Origin of the sequence: Roseateles subflavus, assembly GCF_030285365.1 — a bacterium.
In the GTDB taxonomy this organism is placed as follows: domain Bacteria; phylum Pseudomonadota; class Gammaproteobacteria; order Burkholderiales; family Burkholderiaceae_C; genus Roseateles_B; species Roseateles_B subflavus.
Window position 1 is genome coordinate 1,265,491 of the sequence record NZ_JASVDS010000001.1, and the last position, 16,573, is coordinate 1,282,063.

Annotated in this window: 17 protein-coding genes and 1 rRNA gene; 11 read left to right on the forward strand and 7 right to left on the reverse strand. The window is 69.8% G+C overall.

Annotation, left to right across the window (positions count from 1 at the left end):
* Positions 1–23: 23 nt before the first annotated feature.
* The 6 genes from QRD43_RS05705 to QRD43_RS05730 all read left to right on the forward strand — a co-directional run bounded on the left by QRD43_RS05705 (position 24) and on the right by QRD43_RS05730 (position 6,320).
* The gene (locus QRD43_RS05705; protein ID WP_285981502.1) at positions 24–695 is read left to right on the forward strand and encodes an OmpW/AlkL family protein; all 672 of its coding nucleotides are present in this window, start codon (positions 24–26) and stop codon (positions 693–695) included.
* 117 nt (positions 696–812) lie between these two features.
* Positions 813–1,535 carry a tRNA (adenosine(37)-N6)-threonylcarbamoyltransferase complex dimerization subunit type 1 TsaB gene (tsaB, locus tag QRD43_RS05710; protein ID WP_285981503.1) on the forward strand — a complete coding sequence of 241 codons (723 nt, stop codon included), beginning with the start codon at positions 813–815 and terminating at the stop codon, positions 1,533–1,535.
* Positions 1,532–2,023: a ribosomal protein S18-alanine N-acetyltransferase gene (gene rimI / locus QRD43_RS05715; RefSeq protein ID WP_285981504.1), complete on the forward strand. Its 492-nt coding sequence runs from the start codon at positions 1,532–1,534 to the stop codon at positions 2,021–2,023. Before tsaB ends, rimI begins: the two co-directional genes overlap by 4 nt.
* Positions 2,024–2,114: 91 nt before the next feature.
* Positions 2,115–3,032: a uracil-DNA glycosylase gene (locus QRD43_RS05720; protein ID WP_285981505.1), complete on the forward strand. Its 918-nt coding sequence runs from the start codon at positions 2,115–2,117 to the stop codon at positions 3,030–3,032.
* Positions 3,032–5,134 (forward strand): putative bifunctional diguanylate cyclase/phosphodiesterase, encoded by a 2,103-nt coding sequence (locus tag QRD43_RS05725; RefSeq protein ID WP_285981506.1) that lies wholly within the window; start codon positions 3,032–3,034, stop codon positions 5,132–5,134. Before QRD43_RS05720 ends, QRD43_RS05725 begins: the two co-directional genes overlap by 1 nt.
* 67 nt (positions 5,135–5,201) lie before the next feature.
* Positions 5,202–6,320, forward strand: a complete 1,119-nt coding sequence (locus tag QRD43_RS05730; protein ID WP_285981507.1) for a class I SAM-dependent methyltransferase — start codon at positions 5,202–5,204, stop codon at positions 6,318–6,320.
* Positions 6,321–6,348: 28 nt separating this feature from the next.
* Here the strand turns inward: QRD43_RS05730 and QRD43_RS05735 are convergent, their stop codons facing one another.
* From QRD43_RS05735 to QRD43_RS05755, 5 genes are all read right to left on the reverse strand, one after another.
* Positions 6,349–7,569, reverse strand: coding sequence for a multifunctional CCA addition/repair protein (locus tag QRD43_RS05735; protein ID WP_285981508.1), 1,221 nt, complete (start codon positions 7,567–7,569; stop codon positions 6,349–6,351).
* A 17-nt stretch (positions 7,570–7,586) separates the two neighbouring features.
* Positions 7,587–8,090 (reverse strand): TlpA family protein disulfide reductase, encoded by a 504-nt coding sequence (locus QRD43_RS05740; RefSeq protein WP_285981509.1) that lies wholly within the window; start codon positions 8,088–8,090, stop codon positions 7,587–7,589.
* Positions 8,091–8,180: 90 nt separating this feature from the next.
* Positions 8,181–9,326, reverse strand: a complete 1,146-nt coding sequence (locus QRD43_RS05745) for a sensor histidine kinase family protein (RefSeq protein ID WP_285981510.1) — start codon at positions 9,324–9,326, stop codon at positions 8,181–8,183.
* 199 nt (positions 9,327–9,525) lie between these two features.
* Positions 9,526–10,251 (reverse strand): alpha/beta fold hydrolase, encoded by a 726-nt coding sequence (locus tag QRD43_RS05750; RefSeq protein ID WP_285981511.1) that lies wholly within the window; start codon positions 10,249–10,251, stop codon positions 9,526–9,528.
* The gene (locus tag QRD43_RS05755; protein ID WP_285981512.1) at positions 10,248–11,504 is read right to left on the reverse strand and encodes a CaiB/BaiF CoA transferase family protein; all 1,257 of its coding nucleotides are present in this window, start codon (positions 11,502–11,504) and stop codon (positions 10,248–10,250) included. Before QRD43_RS05755 ends, QRD43_RS05750 begins: the two co-directional genes overlap by 4 nt.
* Positions 11,505–11,566: 62 nt before the next feature.
* Here QRD43_RS05755 and QRD43_RS05760 point away from each other — a divergent pair, with 62 nt between their 5' ends.
* The 3 genes from QRD43_RS05760 to QRD43_RS05770 all read left to right on the forward strand — a co-directional run bounded on the left by QRD43_RS05760 (position 11,567) and on the right by QRD43_RS05770 (position 12,849).
* Positions 11,567–12,079, forward strand: a complete 513-nt coding sequence (locus tag QRD43_RS05760; protein ID WP_285981513.1) for a hypothetical protein — start codon at positions 11,567–11,569, stop codon at positions 12,077–12,079.
* 96 nt (positions 12,080–12,175) lie between these two features.
* A complete protein-coding gene (locus QRD43_RS05765) occupies positions 12,176–12,583 on the forward strand; it encodes a PTS sugar transporter subunit IIA (protein WP_285981514.1) in 408 nt (135 codons plus the stop codon).
* Complete coding sequence (locus QRD43_RS05770; protein WP_285981515.1) at positions 12,580–12,849, forward strand: HPr family phosphocarrier protein; 270 nt, start codon at positions 12,580–12,582, stop codon at positions 12,847–12,849. Before QRD43_RS05765 ends, QRD43_RS05770 begins: the two co-directional genes overlap by 4 nt.
* A gap of 42 nt (positions 12,850–12,891) precedes the next feature.
* Here QRD43_RS05770 and QRD43_RS05775 read toward each other — a convergent pair whose 3' ends face one another.
* On the reverse strand, positions 12,892–13,746 hold the full coding sequence (locus QRD43_RS05775; RefSeq protein ID WP_285981516.1) for a GNAT family N-acetyltransferase: 855 nt from the start codon (positions 13,744–13,746) through the stop codon (positions 12,892–12,894).
* Positions 13,747–13,900: 154 nt separating this feature from the next.
* Between QRD43_RS05775 and ptsP the strand changes: the two genes are divergently transcribed.
* The gene (gene ptsP, locus QRD43_RS05780) at positions 13,901–15,679 is read left to right on the forward strand and encodes a phosphoenolpyruvate--protein phosphotransferase (protein WP_285981517.1); all 1,779 of its coding nucleotides are present in this window, start codon (positions 13,901–13,903) and stop codon (positions 15,677–15,679) included.
* On the opposite strand, the gene QRD43_RS05785 is transcribed toward ptsP, so the two are convergent.
* The gene (locus QRD43_RS05785; protein WP_285981518.1) at positions 15,673–15,936 is read right to left on the reverse strand and encodes a hypothetical protein; all 264 of its coding nucleotides are present in this window, start codon (positions 15,934–15,936) and stop codon (positions 15,673–15,675) included. The genes ptsP and QRD43_RS05785 overlap by 7 nt on opposite strands.
* A 244-nt stretch (positions 15,937–16,180) precedes the next feature.
* Between QRD43_RS05785 and QRD43_RS05790 the strand changes: the two genes are divergently transcribed.
* Positions 16,181–16,573, forward strand: a 16S ribosomal RNA gene (locus QRD43_RS05790); the annotation flags it as partial.

Sequence of the window (16,573 nt, forward strand, 5' to 3'; positions counted from 1 at the left end):
ACGACATCCAGGAGCATCAAGACATGAAAGCAAACCACATCCTGTGTGCCGGCCTGCTGGCTTGCGCCGCGGCGGGCGCCCACGCGCAGCACACCGTCTATCTGGGCGGTGCGCACATCGACGTCAACGCCACCATGCCGCCCCTGACCGGCGGCCCGGCCATCCCCGCCCCCGGCGCGCTGCTGCGCATCGGTTCGGCGGACACCCTCGGCTTCGGCTACACCTACCGCTTCTCTCCGGAGTGGAGCGCCGAGGTGGCCCTGGGCCTGCCGCCCTCGCACAAGGTCTACGGCGCCGGCTTCATCCAGGCCTTCGGCCAGATCTCGGTGGTGGAGCAGATGCCGCCCACGGTCTTCGCCAACTACCACTTCAACCTGTGGGAGCGCGTCAAGCCTTTCGTGGGCCTCGGCATCAACTACACCCGCTTCACCAAGACGCGCAGCACGCCCTCGGGCGATGCGGCCTCGGGCGGCCCGACGACCATCTCGCTGTCGGACTCCTGGGGGCTGGCCGGTCACGTGGGCATGACGGTCCAGTACGACAAGCACTGGTCGCTGGTGGCCACGATTGCGCGCGCTGACGTGAAGAGCGACATGAGCGCCGTGACGCAGACCCGCGAGGGCGACATCACCCGGACCACGCGGATCAACTTCCGCCCGACGGTCTACAGCCTGTCGCTGGGCTACAGCTTCTGACGCGTCCCGCGACCGGGGTGCCGCCCGCCGCGGCACCCCTGCCGCCATCCCCTGACGATGGGGGATGCGGCCGGCCTGGCCAGCACTTCGGGAGAGACGGGCCGCTACACTGCGCGCATGTCTTTTCTACTGGCCCTGGATAGCTCCACCGAAACCCTGGTCGTGGCCGTGAGCCGTGAGGCCGACCTGCTGGCCCGGGAGGGCGAGGGCGGTGCACGTGCCAGTGAGCAGATGGTCCCGCAGGCCATGGCGCTGCTGGCGCAGGCGGGCCTGAGCCTCGCCGAGCTCGACGCCATCGCCTTTGCCGCCGGCCCCGGCGCCTTCACCGGCCTGCGCACGGCCTGTGCCGTGGCCCAGGGCCTGGCCTTCGGCGCCGGCAAGCCCGTGTTGCCGCTCGACAGTCTCCTGCTCGTGGCCGAGGACCTGCGCCTGCAGCAGCCGCAGACCCGCTTCACTGGCCCGTGCTGGGTCCTGATGGACGCCCGCATGAACGAGATCTACGCCGCGGCCTACGAATGGCAGGGGGACCACTGGGTGACCCTGCGGCCGCCTGCGCTCTATACCCTGCCTGCGGCCACCGAGGCGCTGCAGTCACTTCCGCCCCAGGCGCTGGCCGGCAATGCGCTGAGCGTCTTCGCCGAGGCGCTGGCCCCGGTGCTGCCTTCGGGCGTCCCGCAGGCCGCCGCCACCCGCTCGCGTGCTGCCGCACTGGCTTCGCTGGCGCGTCAGGCCTGGGGGGCCGGCGCGGCCGTCGATGCCGCCGAGGCCATGCCCGTCTATGTGCGCGACAAGGTCGCCCAGACCACCGCCGAGCGCCTGGCGGCCAAGGGGATGGCATGAGCGCCTGCCTGGCCGAATGCCCGGGCCCCGGCCTGCGTCGCATGCAGGTGCCCGATGTCGAGGCCGTGCTGGCCATCGAGAACGCGGTCTACGAGTTCCCGTGGTCGCGTGGCAACTTCATCGACTCCCTCGCCGCCGGCTACGAAGCCTGGCTGCTGGCCGAAGGCACCACGGTGACCGGCTATTTCCTGGCCCTTCAAGGCGTGGATGAAATGCACCTGCTGAACATCAGCGTCGCGCCCGGGCAGCAGGGGCGGGGCCATGCCCGAGCCATGCTCGACGTCCTGTGCCGGCTGTGTCGGCAGGCGGGCTGTCTGCAGCTGTGGCTGGAGGTGCGGCAGAGCAATGAGCGGGCGCGTGCGCTGTACCGCCGCTATGGCTTCACCGAGGTCGGCCAGCGCCGGGCCTACTATCCCGCCGCCAACGGTCTGCGGGAGGATGCCGTGCTGATGAGCCTGCAGCTGCCGGCCCAGGAGGTGGGCGCATGAGCCGTCCGCACCCTTGTCTGTCGGCGGCCCGACTTCCGCGCGGGGAGGTCCTGTGAGCTGGGACGTCCGTCAACGCGCCATGCTAGAGGCCATGGGCCTCAAGGTCTGGACGCCGCTCGCCGGTGCGCCTGAGGCGGTGTCCACGGCCGATGCGGTGGTCTCGCCGGCTGGCGCGGCATCCGATCGTGCCTCGGGTCCAGTGGCGCCCGAGGGCCGCGAGCGCCTCGTGGCCCGCCCCTCCGTGACAGCCGGTGCGCCCGTGCGCGCCGCCCCGGCGCCCAGCGCCGCGGCACTCCCGCCCCGTCCGTCGCCGGCTGAGCCGAGCCCACCCAGCCCGTCGCCCGCCGCCAGCGCCCTGCAGTCGGTGCTGCCTCAGGCCCTGGCCGCCGTGGATGGCGAGCGCGCCCGCGCCATCGCCGGCATGGCATGGCCGCAGCTGCGCGAGAGCGTCGCGGCCTGCCAGGCCTGCGGACTGTGCGAGGGCCGCAAGCAGACCGTGTTCGGTGTCGGCCACGAGCAGGCGCACTGGATGATCGTCGGCGAGGCGCCCGGCGAGCAGGAGGACCTGCAGGGCGAGCCCTTCGTGGGCCAGGCGGGCAAGCTGCTGGACAACATGCTCCGGGCGCTCGGCCTCACGCGCGGCGACGCCGAGGCCCCGACGCAGGTCTTCATCGCCAACACCCTCAAGTGCCGGCCCCCGCGCAACCGCAATCCGGAGCCCGCCGAGCTCGCCCAGTGCCTGCCCTACCTGCAGCGTCAGGTCGAACTGGTGAAGCCGCGCGTCATCCTGGCGCTCGGCCGCTTCGCCGTGCAGACCCTGCTCCAGCGCAGTGACGCCATCGGCCGTCTTCGCGGGCAGGTGCATGCCTACCAGGGCATTCCGGTGGTCGTCAGCTACCACCCGGCCTACCTGCTGCGCAATCTGCCGGACAAGGCCCGCGCCTGGGAAGACCTCTGCCTGGCGCGGGAGGTCTACCAGCGTCAGCTGGCCGAATCGGGAGCTGCCTGATGGCGGACGGCACGCCGCCGCCGGGGAGCCTCGAACGCGCCCTGCAGGATGCCCGCGCCGAGGCGCAGATGCTGCGGCTGCTGGCCGACAACGTCCCCGTCCTGATGGCGCTCTACGAGGCCGGCACCTTTCACTGCCGATTCGCCAACGAGGCCTACGCCCGCACCTTCGGGCACACCGCGGGCTCCGTGCTGGGACGGACCTTCGCCGACGTGATCGGTGACGCCGCCGCGCGGCAGATCCAGCCCTATGTCGACCAGGTCATGCAGCGGGGCGAGGCCGTGCGCTACGAGCGGCAGATGCAGGGGCCGGACGGCCGCCCGCACTGGCTCGAGGTCAATCTGCTGCCGCAGTTCGCACCGGGGCAGACGAAGGGGCCGGTGATCGGCGCCTTCGTGATGATCAACGACATCAGCGAGCGGCGCGCCGCCGAGGCGGCCCTGCGCGAGTCCGAGGAGCGCCTCGACAAGTTCATGCAGGCCACCGTCGAGGGCATCCTCTTCCACCGGGGCGGCATCATCACCGACGCCAACCCGCCCCTGTGCGAGTTGATCGGCTATCGCCTCGAGGAGCTGGTCGGGCGGGCCGCGCTCGACTTCGTCGCCGAGGACATGCGCCCCAAGGTCAACGGGGTGATGCTGGCCGGGCAGGAGGTGCGCTACGAGTCGGCGATCCTGCACCGCAGCGGGGAGCGCATTCCCGTGGAGTTCATCGTGCGGACGCTGGAGCGGCAGGGCGAGCGCCTGCGCATGACCATCATCCGCGACATGCGCGAGCAGCTCGCGGCCCAGGCCCGCATCCACCACCTGGCCCATCACGACCCGCTGACCCAGCTGCTCAACCGTGCGGCGTTCATGGAGCGCATGCAGTCCCGGCTGGATGACGCCCACGTGCCGCCGCGGCCCCTGGCCCTGCTGTTCATCGACCTCGACAACTTCAAGCGCGTCAATGACTCGCTGGGCCATCTGGAGGGCGACAAGGTCCTGGGCACCGTGGCGGACCGCGTCAGCGCCTGCCTGCGCAGCTCCGATCTCGTGGGCCGCTTCGGCGGGGACGAGTTCGTGGTGCTGCTCGCCGACGTGCACAGCCGGGCGGATGTCCAGGCCGTGCTGTCGGCGCTGCTGGCGGTGGTGGAAGTGCCGGTGCAGGCGGACGGCCGCGATCTCTCGGTCACGCCCTCCATCGGTGTGGCGATGTTCCCGGAGCACGGCAGCACGGCCGAGGAGCTGATCCAGCATGCCGATGCCGCCATGTACCTGGCCAAGGCCAGCGGCCGTGCGAACTACCGTTTCTTCGAGCCTGAGCTGGCCCAGCGCGCCTATGCCGATCTCGTGCTCGAGGCCGAGCTCGCCCAGGCACTGACCCGCGACGAATTCCAGCTGTTCTACCAGCCGCAGATCGACGCCCGCACCGGGGCGCTGCGGGGCGCGGAGGCGCTGTTGCGCTGGCGTCATCCGCAACGCGGGCTGCTCACGCCGGAGGCCTTCATCGACGTGGCGGAACGGCATCGCCTCATGCTGCCGCTCAGCGAGTGGGTGATGCGTGAGGCCGCCCGTCAGAGCCGGGACTGGCACGAGAGCGGCAGGGCCGCGGTGCCCATCGCCGTGAACCTCAGCAGCATGCAGTTCCGCCTGGAGGACTTCGACCGCGTCGTCGCCCTCGTGTTGCAGGACGCCGGCGTGCCGGGAGCCTGGCTGGAGCTCGAGCTGACCGAGCGCATGCTCATGGACGACATCGAGCGCGTGCCGGACCTGCTGCAGGCGCTGCGGGCGCTGGGGCTCAGCATCTCGGTGGACGACTTCGGGACGGGCTACACCTCGCTGTCGCACCTGGGCCGCCTGCCCGTGGACAAGCTGAAGATCGACCAGAGCTTCGTCGCCGGCCTGCCCGGAGACCCCAAGGCCGTGGCCATCACCCGGGCCATCGTGCAGATGGGCCAGGGCCTGGGCTTGCAGGTCAGCGCGGAAGGGGTGCGCGAGCCGGCGCAGGCGCTGCTGCTCGGCGAATGGGGCTGCAACAGCCTGCAAGGCGAGCTCATCGGCCCGCCCATGCCGGCCGTCGAGTTCGAGCGCTGGCTGGCCGCCCGGCAGCCGCGCGCCTGAACCGGACAGACCTCTCCTGGCCCGTTCAGGCGCCGAGCCCGCGAGAGGGCGTCCCTACAATGCGCGAATGTCTCCGCATGACCGCTCCCTGCCGCCGGCTGCCGACACCGGCACACCGCTGCTGCACCTGATCCGTGAACGCCTGGCCGCCGACGGCTGGTGGCCGTTCGATCAGTTCATGGCCACCGCGCTCTACGAGCCGGGCCTGGGCTACTACAGTGGCACACGCCAGAAGTTCGGCCTGCTGCCGGACAGCGGCTCCGACTTCGTGACCGCACCGGAGCTCTCGCCTCTCTTCGGGCAGGCGCTCGCCGCCCAGGTGGCGCAGGCCCTGTCCGAGACCTCGACGGACGAGGTGTGGGAGTTTGGGGCCGGCACCGGCGCGCTGGCCGAGCAGCTGCTGGGGGCGCTGGGTGAAGCCGTGCGGCGCTACGTCATCGTCGATCTTTCCGGCAACCTGCGAGCGCGCCAGGCCGAACGTCTGCAGCCCTGGGCGGACAAGGTCGTCTGGGTGGAGGCGCTGCCGGAGCGCTTCTGCGGCGTGGTGGTGGGCAACGAGGTGCTGGACGCCATGCCGGTGCAGCTGATCCGCCGTGACGGTGGGCAGTGGTTCGAGCGCGGCGTGGTGCGCGAGGGCGACGGCCTGGGCTGGGCCGACCGGCCCACGCGGCTGGCCCCTCCCTGCACGCCGCCCGACGGGTTCACGGAAGGCTTCGTCACGGAGCTCCACGCCCAGGCCGAGGCCTTCATCCGCACGATCGCCGCGCAGCTGGAGCGCGGCGCGGCCTTCTTCATCGACTACGGCTTCCCCGAAGCCGAGTACTACCACCCGCAGCGCAGCGGCGGCACGCTCATGTGCCACTACCTGCACCAGGCGGACCCCGATCCGCTGCAGCGCGTGGGAGACAAGGACATCACCGCCCACGTCAACTTCACCGGCGTGGCCCTGGCCGGCCAGGAGGCGGGGCTGCAGGTGCTGGGCTACACCAGCCAGGCCCACTTCCTGATCAACTGCGGGCTGATCGAGCGGATGGCGCAAGCCTCGCTGCCGGCGCGCACGATGGCACACAAGCTGCTGGCCGAGCACGAGATGGGCGAGCTGTTCAAGGTGATCGGCTTCGTGGCCGGCGTGCCGGAGTTCGACGCCCTGGGCTTCACGCGCGGGGATCGCAGCCACACGCTTTGAGCGCTCGGCCCCGGCGCGGGGCGCGCGCTCAGCCCGCGGCCGTCAAGGCTTCCAGCCGTGCCTGGTGGATGGCGTGGCCGATGCCCGGCCCCTTGACGCCACGCGCGATGGCGTCCGCACTGATGGCGCGCTGATCCAGCGCCTGCAGGCGGTGCAGGTCGGCGGCGAGCCGCTCGCGCTGCGGATAGTCGCGGGCCTCGAAGCCCGTCCGGCCTCGCGCATCGCACTCGCAGGCCAGCAGCAGCTGCTCGAAGCGGTCCGGCCGGCGCCAGGCGTCGCAGCGGTCCATCAGACGCAGCCGGGCCTCCGGACCGAAGCCCATGCTCTGGTGCACATGCGTATGCTCACGGGCGACGAGCGCCGCCAGCTCGCGCGCCTCGTTCGGCACGCGCCAGCGCTCGCTGAGGGATGCGCTGAGGCGCGCGCTGCGGCCTTCGTGCCCGATGTGGCGCGGCCACTCCTCTCGCGGCGTCGTGCCCTTGCCGAGGTCATGGCAGAGGCAGGCATAGCGCACGGTCAGCGGCGCAGCGGCGGCGGCGGCCTGGTCCAGCACGAGGAGCAGGTGGGCGCCGGTGTCGATCTCGGGATGGTGCTGTTCGGGCTGCGGCACGCCGAAGAGGCGGTCCAGCTCGGGGGCGAGCCGCGCGAGGGCGCCGCAGTCGCGCAGCACCTCGATCATGCGCGAGGGGCGCGCCTCCATCAGCCCGCGAGAAAGCTCCTGCCAGACGCGCTCGGCCACGAGGGCATCGACCTCACCCGCCTCGACCATGGCCCGCATCAGGGCCAGCGTCTCGGGGGCCACGGTGAAGTCGGTGAAGCGCGCCGCGAAGCGGGCCAACCGCAGGATGCGCACCGGGTCCTCGGCAAAGGCTGGCGACACATGGCGAAGGCAGCGCGCCGCGAGGTCCCGCTGGCCGCCATGGGGGTCGATGACCTGCCCGTCGGCGTCCTCGGCCATGGCATTGATGGTGAGGTCGCGACGGCTCAGGTCCTGCTCCAGCGTCACGTCGGGCGCCGCATGGACGCTGAAGCCGTGATAGCCCGGCGCCGTCTTGCGTTCGGTGCGGGCGAGGGCGTATTCCTCGTGGCTCCCAGGGTGCAGGAAGACGGGGAAGTCCTTGCCCACCGGCTGGAAGCCTCGGTCCAGCATGTCCTGCGGGGTCGCGCCCACCACGACCCAGTCGCGGTCGCTCACGGGGCGCCCGAGCAGGCGATCCCGCACGGCGCCCCCGACCTGGTAGATCTTCATGTGAATGGCGGCAGCGCTCAGCCCTGGGCCAGCAGCTGCTCGATCAGTGCGTGCAGGGCGTTGAAGTCCGGTTCGCCGACGAAGCGCTTCACGATTTCGCCGCGCTTGTTGATGAGCACGGTGGTGGGCGTCAGGCGCACGTCCCCGAAGCGCCGGGCAACCTCGCCGGTGTTGTCGATGGCCACGCCGAAGGGCAGCTGGCGCGTCTCGGCGAAGGAGGCGACGTAGGCCGGCGGGTCATAGCTCATGGCCACGGCCAGGGTGTCGAAGCCGCGCTGCTTGAACTTCTCGTGCGTGGCGACGATCTGCGGCATCTCGTGCACGCAGGTCGTGCAGCTCGTCGCCCAGAAGTTCACCAGCATGACCTTGCCCTGCCAGCTGGAGGAGTCCAGCTTCTGCCCGTTCAGCAGCACGTAGCTGACGGCCGGCGCCTTGGGCGTCGACAGCAGGCTCTGATAGCCCAGCACGCCGGCCCCGAGGGCGGCAGCGGCAAGAACGGCGGAGAGGACAAGGCGGCGCATGGCAGTCAGCATCCGTAAAGGCAGGCGCCCAGTGTAGGCCAGCGCGTGGTGCCCCGGTCTGCGCAGGGGCAAGAGCGGGCCCTCTGCGAACTACAGCGTCTTCGACAGCTCGAACAGCAGCATCGCCGGCAGGGCCTCGGTGAGATTGCTGCGGGCGATGCGGGCCATGCCGTCCGCCGTGGCGCTGGAGAGCTGCGTGTGCTGGGCGCTGTCCTGGACCTCGATGAAGCAGAAGTCCTTGACGTCCCGCACGATGCCCATCTTGAGCGCCTCGAGGTCGCTGCCGCGCTGCGAACTCTCGAAGATGACGGCGTGCGGCAGCCCTTCCATGCAGAAGTGCTGGGCCTCGGCCATGGTGTTGACCACGTCGATGATGAGGCCCATGTGCCGGACGGCGTCCTGGATCTGCCCGCGCAGCTCGCGCCGTGGCGAGACGATCAGCAGATGGCTGCCGGCCAGGGGCTTGGAGTTCGAGGAGTTGGCGAAGTCCCGCGCATCCGGCATGCCCCAGCCCTCGGCGGGCTCGGACACGGGCGCGCCGGGCTCGTCCAGCAGCGTGTGCGGGAACTCCAGGGTCAGCTCGGTGATGCCGGCCTCATGCTCGCGCAGGGGCTGCAGGCCCATGGTGAGGGCCGTCTGCTCGAGCAGGCGCCAGGCCAGCGAGTCGAGGGCCGCCGGCAGTTCCTCCTCGGGGCCCTCGTTCACCAGCTCCAGCGAGCGGTGGGCGAAACGGCAGCTCAGGCGGGCGCGTGCCGGCCAGGGGCTGAGGTCGAGGCGGAAGTCCACCGAGGAATGCGTGCACGCCAGCGCCCAGTCGATCAGGGCGTTGAGCAGCGAGAAGAGCAGGGCGCCATCGCCCAGCACGTCGGCCGGCTTGAGGGTCTGGCGGATCTGGATGCCCCGGGACATGGCCTCGCGGCTGCGGTGGGCGAGCACGCCGCGGAGCATCTGCGTGAGCTGCAGGCGCTCCTTCGAGAGACGCAGCTTGCCTGACGCCAGCCGGGCCAGCTGCTGGCCCATCATGCCGGCCTCGCGCGCCTGGCTCACGCCTTCGCGCAGGGCGCGCAGGCTCTGGCGGTCGATCTGGCCGGTGGCGATGAGGGTCTGGATGCGCTCCAGCGCCTGGCTCAGGGGGCCGGCGATCTCGGCGCCAAGCTGCTGCACGATGTCCGCCCAGGCCGAGGCGCCGGCATGGGCCGCCGTGGCGTGAGAGGGGGACTGCGGGCTGATCGGCATGGAGGTGATGCGCTGGGTTCCTGCGGAGGGCGACACCCTCCGTTGTGGTCCGCCATGGTTGGCAGTCCAGCCCTCAGCGTCCATCCCGTGAGTCGGGGGCAGTGGCATCGGGCCCTGAGTCAGGATTGTGAAAGGCGCAGCGCCGGGTGCCCCAGGGATCTCCCCGGCCTTGGCGTCTTCCCTCAGCCTGGGGGCATCGTCACGTTCCGGGACGATCGCCGGCGGCGGCGAGCAGGCAGTCCAGCAGGGCGAGCGGCGCGCTGATCATCGCGTCATGCCCGGTGGCGATCTCGTCCACGATCCACCCCGGCTCGCGGCGCACGCGCTCGCGGCTGGCGGCGATGGTGGCCAGGGCCGGGGCGGTGCAGTCGATGAAGCGACGCGGCAACCGGGCCCAGCGGTCGGCGTCGTAGGGCAGGGGCTGGTCGTAGACGCCGCCGGGGTGGGGCGTCTGGCGCCGTTCGACCCAGGCCGCGTCGTCGTCCGCCAGGCCGAAGAGGCTGGGCGGCGCCGCCGGCAGCACCCCCTGGGCGGCAATGAGCGCGCGGCGCTGCGTGCGGGTCTCGTCGCTGTGTCGGCTGGACCAGGCATCGCCGGGCCAGGGCACGACAGCGTCCAGATAGACCAGCTGCCCGATGCGCTCGTGCAGGCGGTCCGCGACCCCGGTGATCACCATGCCGGCGTAGCTGTGCCCGACGAGGATGCACTGCTGCAGTTCCTCGGCCTCGATCACGGCCGCGACGTCCTGGATGTGGGTGTCCAGCGTGATGCCGGCCGGTCCGAGGTGGGCGCGTTCGCCGACGCCGCTGAGGCTCACGGCGAACGCCCGGTGCCCGGCCGCCCACAGGGCCGGCAGGATGCGCTTCCAGCACCAGGCGCCATGCCAGGCGCCGTGGACGAGGACGAAGTCTCGCGGTGTGCTCATCCGATCACTCCTTGGTCACGCAGGGCCTGGACCTCGGCAGGCGACAGGCCCGCCTCGCTCAGCAGCTCCTCGGTGTGCTGACCCAGCAGCGGCGGCGGGCGACGGTACTGCACCGGCGTGGCCGACAGCTTGATGGGATTGGCCACCACCTGGAGCCGGTCGCTCAAGGGGTGAGCCATCGGCACGGTCATGCCGCGGGCCTGGACCTGCGGGTCGGCAAAGACCTCGTCCAGGTTGTTGATGGCGCCGCAAGGCACCTTGGCTGCTTCCAGCTGGCCGAGCCAGTGCTGGCGCGGCTGCCGGCGCAGCACCTCGGCAATCAGGGGCACGAGCTCGGCGCGGTGGTGGACGCGGTCGGCGTTGCGCAGGAAGCGCGGGTCCGTGGCCCACTCGGGATGGCCGGCAATCTCGCAGAACTTGGCGAACTGCTTGTCGTTGCCCACGGCGAGGATGAGGTGGCCGTCGCTGCTCTCGAAGACCTGGTAGGGCACGATGTTGGCATGCGCATTGCCCATGCGGCCGGGGGCCTTGCCGGTGCAGAGGTAGTTCGAGCCGAGATTGGCCAGCATGGCGACCTGGGTGTCCAGCAGGGCCATGTCGATCACCTGGCCCTGGCCGGTGAGGTCCCGGTGGCGCAGCGCGGCGAGGATGGCCACCGTCGAGTAGAGCCCGGTGAAGAGGTCCGCCACCGCGACGCCCACCTTCTGCGGCCCGCCGCCGGGGAGGTCGTCGCGCTCGCCGGTCACGCTCATCAGTCCGCCCATGCCCTGGATGGCGTAGTCGTAGCCGGCACGGTCGCGGTAGGGGCCGGTCTGGCCGAAGCCGGTGATGGAGCACACCACCAGGCCCGGCTTGAGCGCCAGCAGGGCCTGGGCGTCGAGGCCGTAGCGGGCGAGGTCGCCCACCTTGAAGTTCTCCACCAGCACGTCGGCCTGCAGCACCAGGCGGCGAATCAGGGCCTGGCCCTCGGGGTGGGCGATGTCCACCGTGATGGACCGCTTGTTGCGATTGGCGCCGAGGAAGTAGGCCGCCTCGCTGCTGTCCTCGCCGCCGGGGGTCTTGAGATAGGGCGGGCCCCAGGCGCGGGTGTCGTCTCCGCTGTCCGGGCGCTCGACCTTGATGACGTTGGCCCCCAGGTCGGCCAGCGTCTGGGTGCACCAGGGGCCGGCCAGCACGCGAGAGAGGTCCAGCACGGTGACGCCGCTCAGGGCGCCGGGCGGCAGGGCCGCCAGGGTGGGGGTCGGGTCTTGCATGGGGGGATTGTGTCTGGTTTGCATGACCGGGACGTCGGGGCCGGGCGCTCGATAATCCGGGGATGACGCCGCTCAAGACTTCCTCGCGCGCCGGCCTGCTGGCGGGACTGACACTGCTGGGCGCCTGCTCGCCGACGCTGGACTGGCGCGAGGTCCGCCCCCAGGGCAGCGCTGCGGAGCTGACCTTCCCCTGCAAGCCGGAGCAGGCGCTGCGCCCGGCCAGTGCCGCGGAGCCCGCGATGGGGCTGGCGGCCTGCCGCGCGGGCGGGCTGAGCTTCTCCCTGAGCTGGGCCGAGATGCCTCGCCCGGACATGCCCGGCCCCGCTCTGCGCGCCATGGGCGAGGGGCTGCGCCAGCGCCTGCAGGCACCGGAGGCGGTCCTCCAGGCCGTGCAGGTGCCTGGCATGACACCGCGGCCGGAGTCCGGGCAGCAGCGTCTCCTCGGCCAGGGGCAGCAGGCGCGGCAGGCGTTGTTCTCGCGCGGGCTGAGGGTCTATCAGCTGGTGATGACCGGCCCCCGCGACGACGAGGCCGCCTGGCAGAACTTCCTGGGCTCGGTCCGCCTGCCCGAATGAGGGCATCGATGAAAGTGCGACCGAATGCCTGGACGGCGTCCCCGCCGCAGCGCCACGGGCGATGCCGCCGTCACGGCGCCCGCTGATAATGCAGCCATGACCGGCTTGCTGCTCATTGCCCATGCTCCCCTTGCCTCGGCGCTCAAGGCCGTGGCGGAGCACACCTTTCCCCATTGCGCGACGCAGCTGTCCGTCCTGGACGTGACGGCGGAGATGTCGGCGGATGACGTCGAGCAGCGCAGCCGTGCGCTGATGCTGCAGGCCGGGCACGAGGATGTCCTGGTGCTGACCGACGTCTTCGGGGCCACGCCCAGCAATGCCGCCCAGCGCCTGCAGGATGCCGCCGGGCATGTGCGGGTGCTCAGCGGCGTCAACGTTCCGATGCTGTGGCGCAGCCTCTGCTACGCCCATGAGCCGCTCGCAGCGCTCGTGCAGCGCGCCAGCCAGGGCGCGACGCAGGGCGTGGTGCTCAGTGATTTGCCCTCCAACCCCGCGGACCGATGATCAAGACGACCCTCACCATCAGCAACAAGCTGGGCCTGCACGCCCGCGCCTCGGCCAAGCTGACCAAGCTGGCCGGCTCCTTTCAATGTGAGGTCTTCCTGAGCCGCGGCAGCCGCCGTGTGAATGCCAAGAGCATCATGGGCGTCATGATGCTGGCCGCTGGCATTGGCTCGCAGGTGGAGCTCGAGACGGACGGCGCGGACGAACAGGCCGCCCAGGACGCCATCACGACGCTGGTCAACGACAAGTTCGGCGAAGGCGAGTGACGCGCCGGAGCGCCGGGGTGTCCCGACGCCCGGGCATGCCGCTCAGGAGGCCGCGCCCAGGAAGTGGCGGCGATAGCGGGCCGGCAGGTCGTCGATGCGCATCAGCATCGGCAGGTCGGCCGTGTTGAAGTCGGGGTCCCAGGCCGGTCGGCCCAGGATGCGCGCCCCGCAGCGCAGATAGCCCTTGATCAGCGGCGGCGGCTCCACGGCGAGGTCCTGTCGCAGTTCGTCCACCGGCAGTGCCAGCTTCGGCGCCACCTGCCATTGCTCGGGCGCCATGTGGCTGTCCTTGAGCTGGTGCCACAGGCTCGCGGCGTAGTGGCCGCCGTCACGCATGCTGACGCTGGCGCAGCCGATCATGGTGTCCAGCTGGTTGCGCACCATGAATTCCGCCAGTGCACCCCACAGCGCCATGATGGCGCCGCCCGAGCGGTGCTCGGCATGCACGCAGGAGCGACCCAGCTCCACCATCCGCGACCGCAGTGACTGCAGCGGCGCGAGGTCGAACTCGGTCTCGCTGTACAGGCCGCCGGCGCGCACGGCGGCTTCGGGCGTCAGCACGCGGTAGGTGCCGATGACCTGGGCGCTGTGGCCATCCGCCGAGATCGAGCGCACCAGTAGGTGCTCGCAGAAGGGGTCGAAGGCGTCGATGTCATGGCCGGCCGGGGCGTCGGGCGGGAGATTCAGGCGGGCGCCCATCTCCTCCACGAACACCTCATGCCTCAGGCGCTGGGCGGCGCGGATGTCTTCCGGCGTGCAAGCCCAGGCCACGTCCAGGCGAGGCTTGCCCTCACCCGCGCCTGCAGATGGCTGCGCAGCCGCTGGAAGTGACCCCCGTTCCGCCTTGGGCGGCCGGATTTCCGAGAACGGCAGGGTGGGCAGGGGAATGTCCCTCATGGGTGGCCTCGTCGTGCTGTGACGGTCGCCATGCTCGGCGCTGGCCGTGACGTGCCCGTGACGACGGCTTGACGGCCTCGTGACAAGAGCTGTGACAGCCGGGAAGCGGCACTTTGCCCGTTGGGTCCAGGGAGCTCGCTGCTACAGTCGGCGCATGAGTTTTCAGGTCTTCGGCATTCCTGTGTCTCGGGGTGTGGCCATCGGCCGCGCCGTGCTGGTGGCATCCAGTCGCGTGGACGTCGCCCACTATTTCATTGACGAGGCCCATGTGCCCGGCGAGATCAAGCGGGCCCTGCGCGCGCGGGACGAAGTCGCCCGGGAGCTGGAGTCCCTCAAGGAGGACATGCCCGAGGACGCGCCGCACGAGCTGGCGGCGCTGCTGGACGTCCACCTGATGCTGCTGCACGACGAGGCGCTGCTTGGCGCCACCCGCCAGTGGATCGTGGAGCGCCACTACAACGCCGAGTGGGCGCTGTCGGCCCAGCTGGAAGTGCTGGCGCGCCAGTTCGATGAAATGGAAGACGACTACCTGCGGGAGCGCAAGGCGGACCTCGAGCAGGTGGTCGAGCGCCTCCTGGGGGCGATGGCGGCCGAGCTGGGCAAGGGCCAGGTGGGGGCCGCCCAGGTGGTGCAGCGCGACTTCGCCGGCGAGGACCCGCTGCTGCTGGTGGCTGCCGATATCGCCCCGGCCGACATGATGCAGTTCAAGCGCAGCGTCTTCCACGGCTTCATCACCGACATCGGCGGCAAGACCTCCCACACGGCCATCGTGGCGCGCAGCATGGATATCCCCGCCGTGGTCGGCACTCGCGAGGCCTCGCGCCTGATCCGTCAGGACGACTGGGTGATCATCGACGGCGACAGCGGCGTGGTCATCGTCAACCCGTCGCCCATCGTGCTGGAGGAGTACCGCTTCCGGCAGCGCCAGAGCGAGCTGGAGCGCGCGCGCCTGGCGCGGCTGCGCCACACGCCGGCCGTCACGCTGGATGGCGAGCGCATCGAGCTGCACGCGAACATCGAGCTGCCGGCGGACGCCGTCTCGGCGGTCGAGGCGGGCGCCACGGGCGTTGGCCTGTTCCGCAGCGAGTTCCTGTTCATGAACCGGGGCGGCGAGCTGCCCACGGAAGAGGAGCAGTTCCAGGCCTACAAGGCAGCGGTCGAGGCCATGAAGGGCATGCCGGTCACGATCCGCACGGTGGACGTCGGCGCCGACAAGCCCCTGGACCGCATGTCCGCCAACGAACTGCGTCACGAGCATGTGCTCAATCCGGCCATGGGCCTGCGGGCCATCCGCTGGAGCCTGGCGGAGCCAAGCATGTTCCGGCAGCAGCTGCGTGCCATCTACCGGGCCAGCGCCTTCGGCAAGATCCGTCTGCTGATCCCGATGGTCGCCCACCTGAGCGAGATCCGGCAGATCCTGGAGACGCTCCGCCGCGTCAAGCAGCAGCTGGACGATGCCGGGCAGCCGTACACGCACGTGGACCTGGGCGTCATGATCGAGATTCCCGCCGCCGCCGTCATGCTGCCCCTGCTGCTGCCTCATGTGGACTTCGTGTCCATCGGGACCAATGACCTGATCCAGTACACGCTGGCCATTGACCGGGCCGACGAGGCGGTTGCTCATCTGTATGACCCCTGGCATCCGGCGGTGCTGCAGCTGATCGCCAGTTCCATCGCCCAGGCGCGAGCGGCGGGCAAGTCGGTCAGCGTGTGCGGAGAGATGGCGGGGGACGCGGCATTCACGGACCTGCTGCTGTGCATGGGGCTCCGGAGCTTCTCCATGCACCCGTCGCAGATACCCTCGGTCAAGCAGCGCATTCTTCGTGCGGACTCGCAGAAGCTGAAGCTGGCATTGCCGGCGATCCTGGCCAGCGAGGACCCGGAGAAGACCGCCAGCCTGGCCTTTGCAGCCACCAGCCAGCGCCTTCACTGAGAGAAGGTGAGGGGCCCGCGAGGGCCCTCTTCAAGAATTTCTTCCGAAAGTCTTGCGTTGGCCGAAAAAGCTGTGCTACAGTCTAAGGCTTCGCTGCTGATGCAGTGCTTCGAAACGAAGCGCAAAACAGAGGTGGCGGGGCGCAAAGAGATTTCGGTCTTGATGCGCGGCGAGATCTGAATGTTTCGCCAAGCGGTTTGAAAGTTTCGAAAATAAATTTTCAAAAATGCTTGACGATACGAAAGAAATTCAGTCATAATCTCGCTTCTCTGCTGATGACAAGTCAGCGACGCGAAACGAAGCGGCAGGCAGCGAAAGCAGCCAGGCCGAATGAGTGAAGCGGATGTTCTTTAAGAATTCACAGCCGATAAGCGTGGGCGTTTGAAGCGAAGTGCTGGTAGTCAGAGATGATTGCCAAGTCCTTTGGACTTTAAACGCTCACGGATAGAGAATGAAGCTATGCAAATAGTCTTTGTTCGATTCCGTTGAGTAATCAAGATCGAACTGTAGAGTTTGATCCTGGCTCAGATTGAACGCTGGCGGCATGCCTTACACATGCAAGTCGAACGGTAACAGGCCGCAAGGTGCTGACGAGTGGCGAACGGGTGAGTAATGCATCGGAACGTGCCCAGTCGTGGGGGATAACTGCTCGAAAGAGCAGCTAATACCGCATACGACCTGAGGGTGAAAGCGGGGGACCGTAAGGCCTCGCGCGATTGGAGCGGCCGATGTCAGATTAGGTAGTTGGTGAGGTAAAGGCTCACCAAGCCGACGATCTGTAGCTGGTCTGAGAGGACGACCAGCCACACTGGGACTGAGACACGGCCCAGACTCCTACGGGAGGCAGCAGTGGGGAATTTTGGACAATGGACGCAAGTCTGATCCAGCCATGCC

What these genes read in the sequence shown, in the direction of transcription:
- QRD43_RS05705 (WP_285981502.1), top strand. Translation starts at nt 24, where the DNA reads ATGAAAGCAAACCACATCCTGTGTGCCGGCCTGCTGGCTTGCGCCGCG.
- tsaB (WP_285981503.1), top strand. Translation starts at nt 813, where the DNA reads ATGTCTTTTCTACTGGCCCTGGATAGCTCCACCGAAACCCTGGTCGTG.
- rimI (WP_285981504.1), top strand. Translation starts at nt 1,532, where the DNA reads ATGAGCGCCTGCCTGGCCGAATGCCCGGGCCCCGGCCTGCGTCGCATG.
- QRD43_RS05720 (WP_285981505.1), top strand. Translation starts at nt 2,115, where the DNA reads ATGGGCCTCAAGGTCTGGACGCCGCTCGCCGGTGCGCCTGAGGCGGTG.
- QRD43_RS05725 (WP_285981506.1), top strand. Translation starts at nt 3,032, where the DNA reads ATGGCGGACGGCACGCCGCCGCCGGGGAGCCTCGAACGCGCCCTGCAG.
- QRD43_RS05730 (WP_285981507.1), top strand. Translation starts at nt 5,202, where the DNA reads ATGTCTCCGCATGACCGCTCCCTGCCGCCGGCTGCCGACACCGGCACA.
- QRD43_RS05735 (WP_285981508.1), bottom strand. Translation starts at nt 7,569, where the DNA reads ATGAAGATCTACCAGGTCGGGGGCGCCGTGCGGGATCGCCTGCTCGGG.
- QRD43_RS05740 (WP_285981509.1), bottom strand. Translation starts at nt 8,090, where the DNA reads ATGCGCCGCCTTGTCCTCTCCGCCGTTCTTGCCGCTGCCGCCCTCGGG.
- QRD43_RS05745 (WP_285981510.1), bottom strand. Translation starts at nt 9,326, where the DNA reads ATGCCGATCAGCCCGCAGTCCCCCTCTCACGCCACGGCGGCCCATGCC.
- QRD43_RS05750 (WP_285981511.1), bottom strand. Translation starts at nt 10,251, where the DNA reads ATGAGCACACCGCGAGACTTCGTCCTCGTCCACGGCGCCTGGCATGGC.
- QRD43_RS05755 (WP_285981512.1), bottom strand. Translation starts at nt 11,504, where the DNA reads ATGCAAGACCCGACCCCCACCCTGGCGGCCCTGCCGCCCGGCGCCCTG.
- QRD43_RS05760 (WP_285981513.1), top strand. Translation starts at nt 11,567, where the DNA reads ATGACGCCGCTCAAGACTTCCTCGCGCGCCGGCCTGCTGGCGGGACTG.
- QRD43_RS05765 (WP_285981514.1), top strand. Translation starts at nt 12,176, where the DNA reads ATGACCGGCTTGCTGCTCATTGCCCATGCTCCCCTTGCCTCGGCGCTC.
- QRD43_RS05770 (WP_285981515.1), top strand. Translation starts at nt 12,580, where the DNA reads ATGATCAAGACGACCCTCACCATCAGCAACAAGCTGGGCCTGCACGCC.
- QRD43_RS05775 (WP_285981516.1), bottom strand. Translation starts at nt 13,746, where the DNA reads ATGAGGGACATTCCCCTGCCCACCCTGCCGTTCTCGGAAATCCGGCCG.
- ptsP (WP_285981517.1), top strand. Translation starts at nt 13,901, where the DNA reads ATGAGTTTTCAGGTCTTCGGCATTCCTGTGTCTCGGGGTGTGGCCATC.
- QRD43_RS05785 (WP_285981518.1), bottom strand. Translation starts at nt 15,936, where the DNA reads ATGACTGAATTTCTTTCGTATCGTCAAGCATTTTTGAAAATTTATTTT.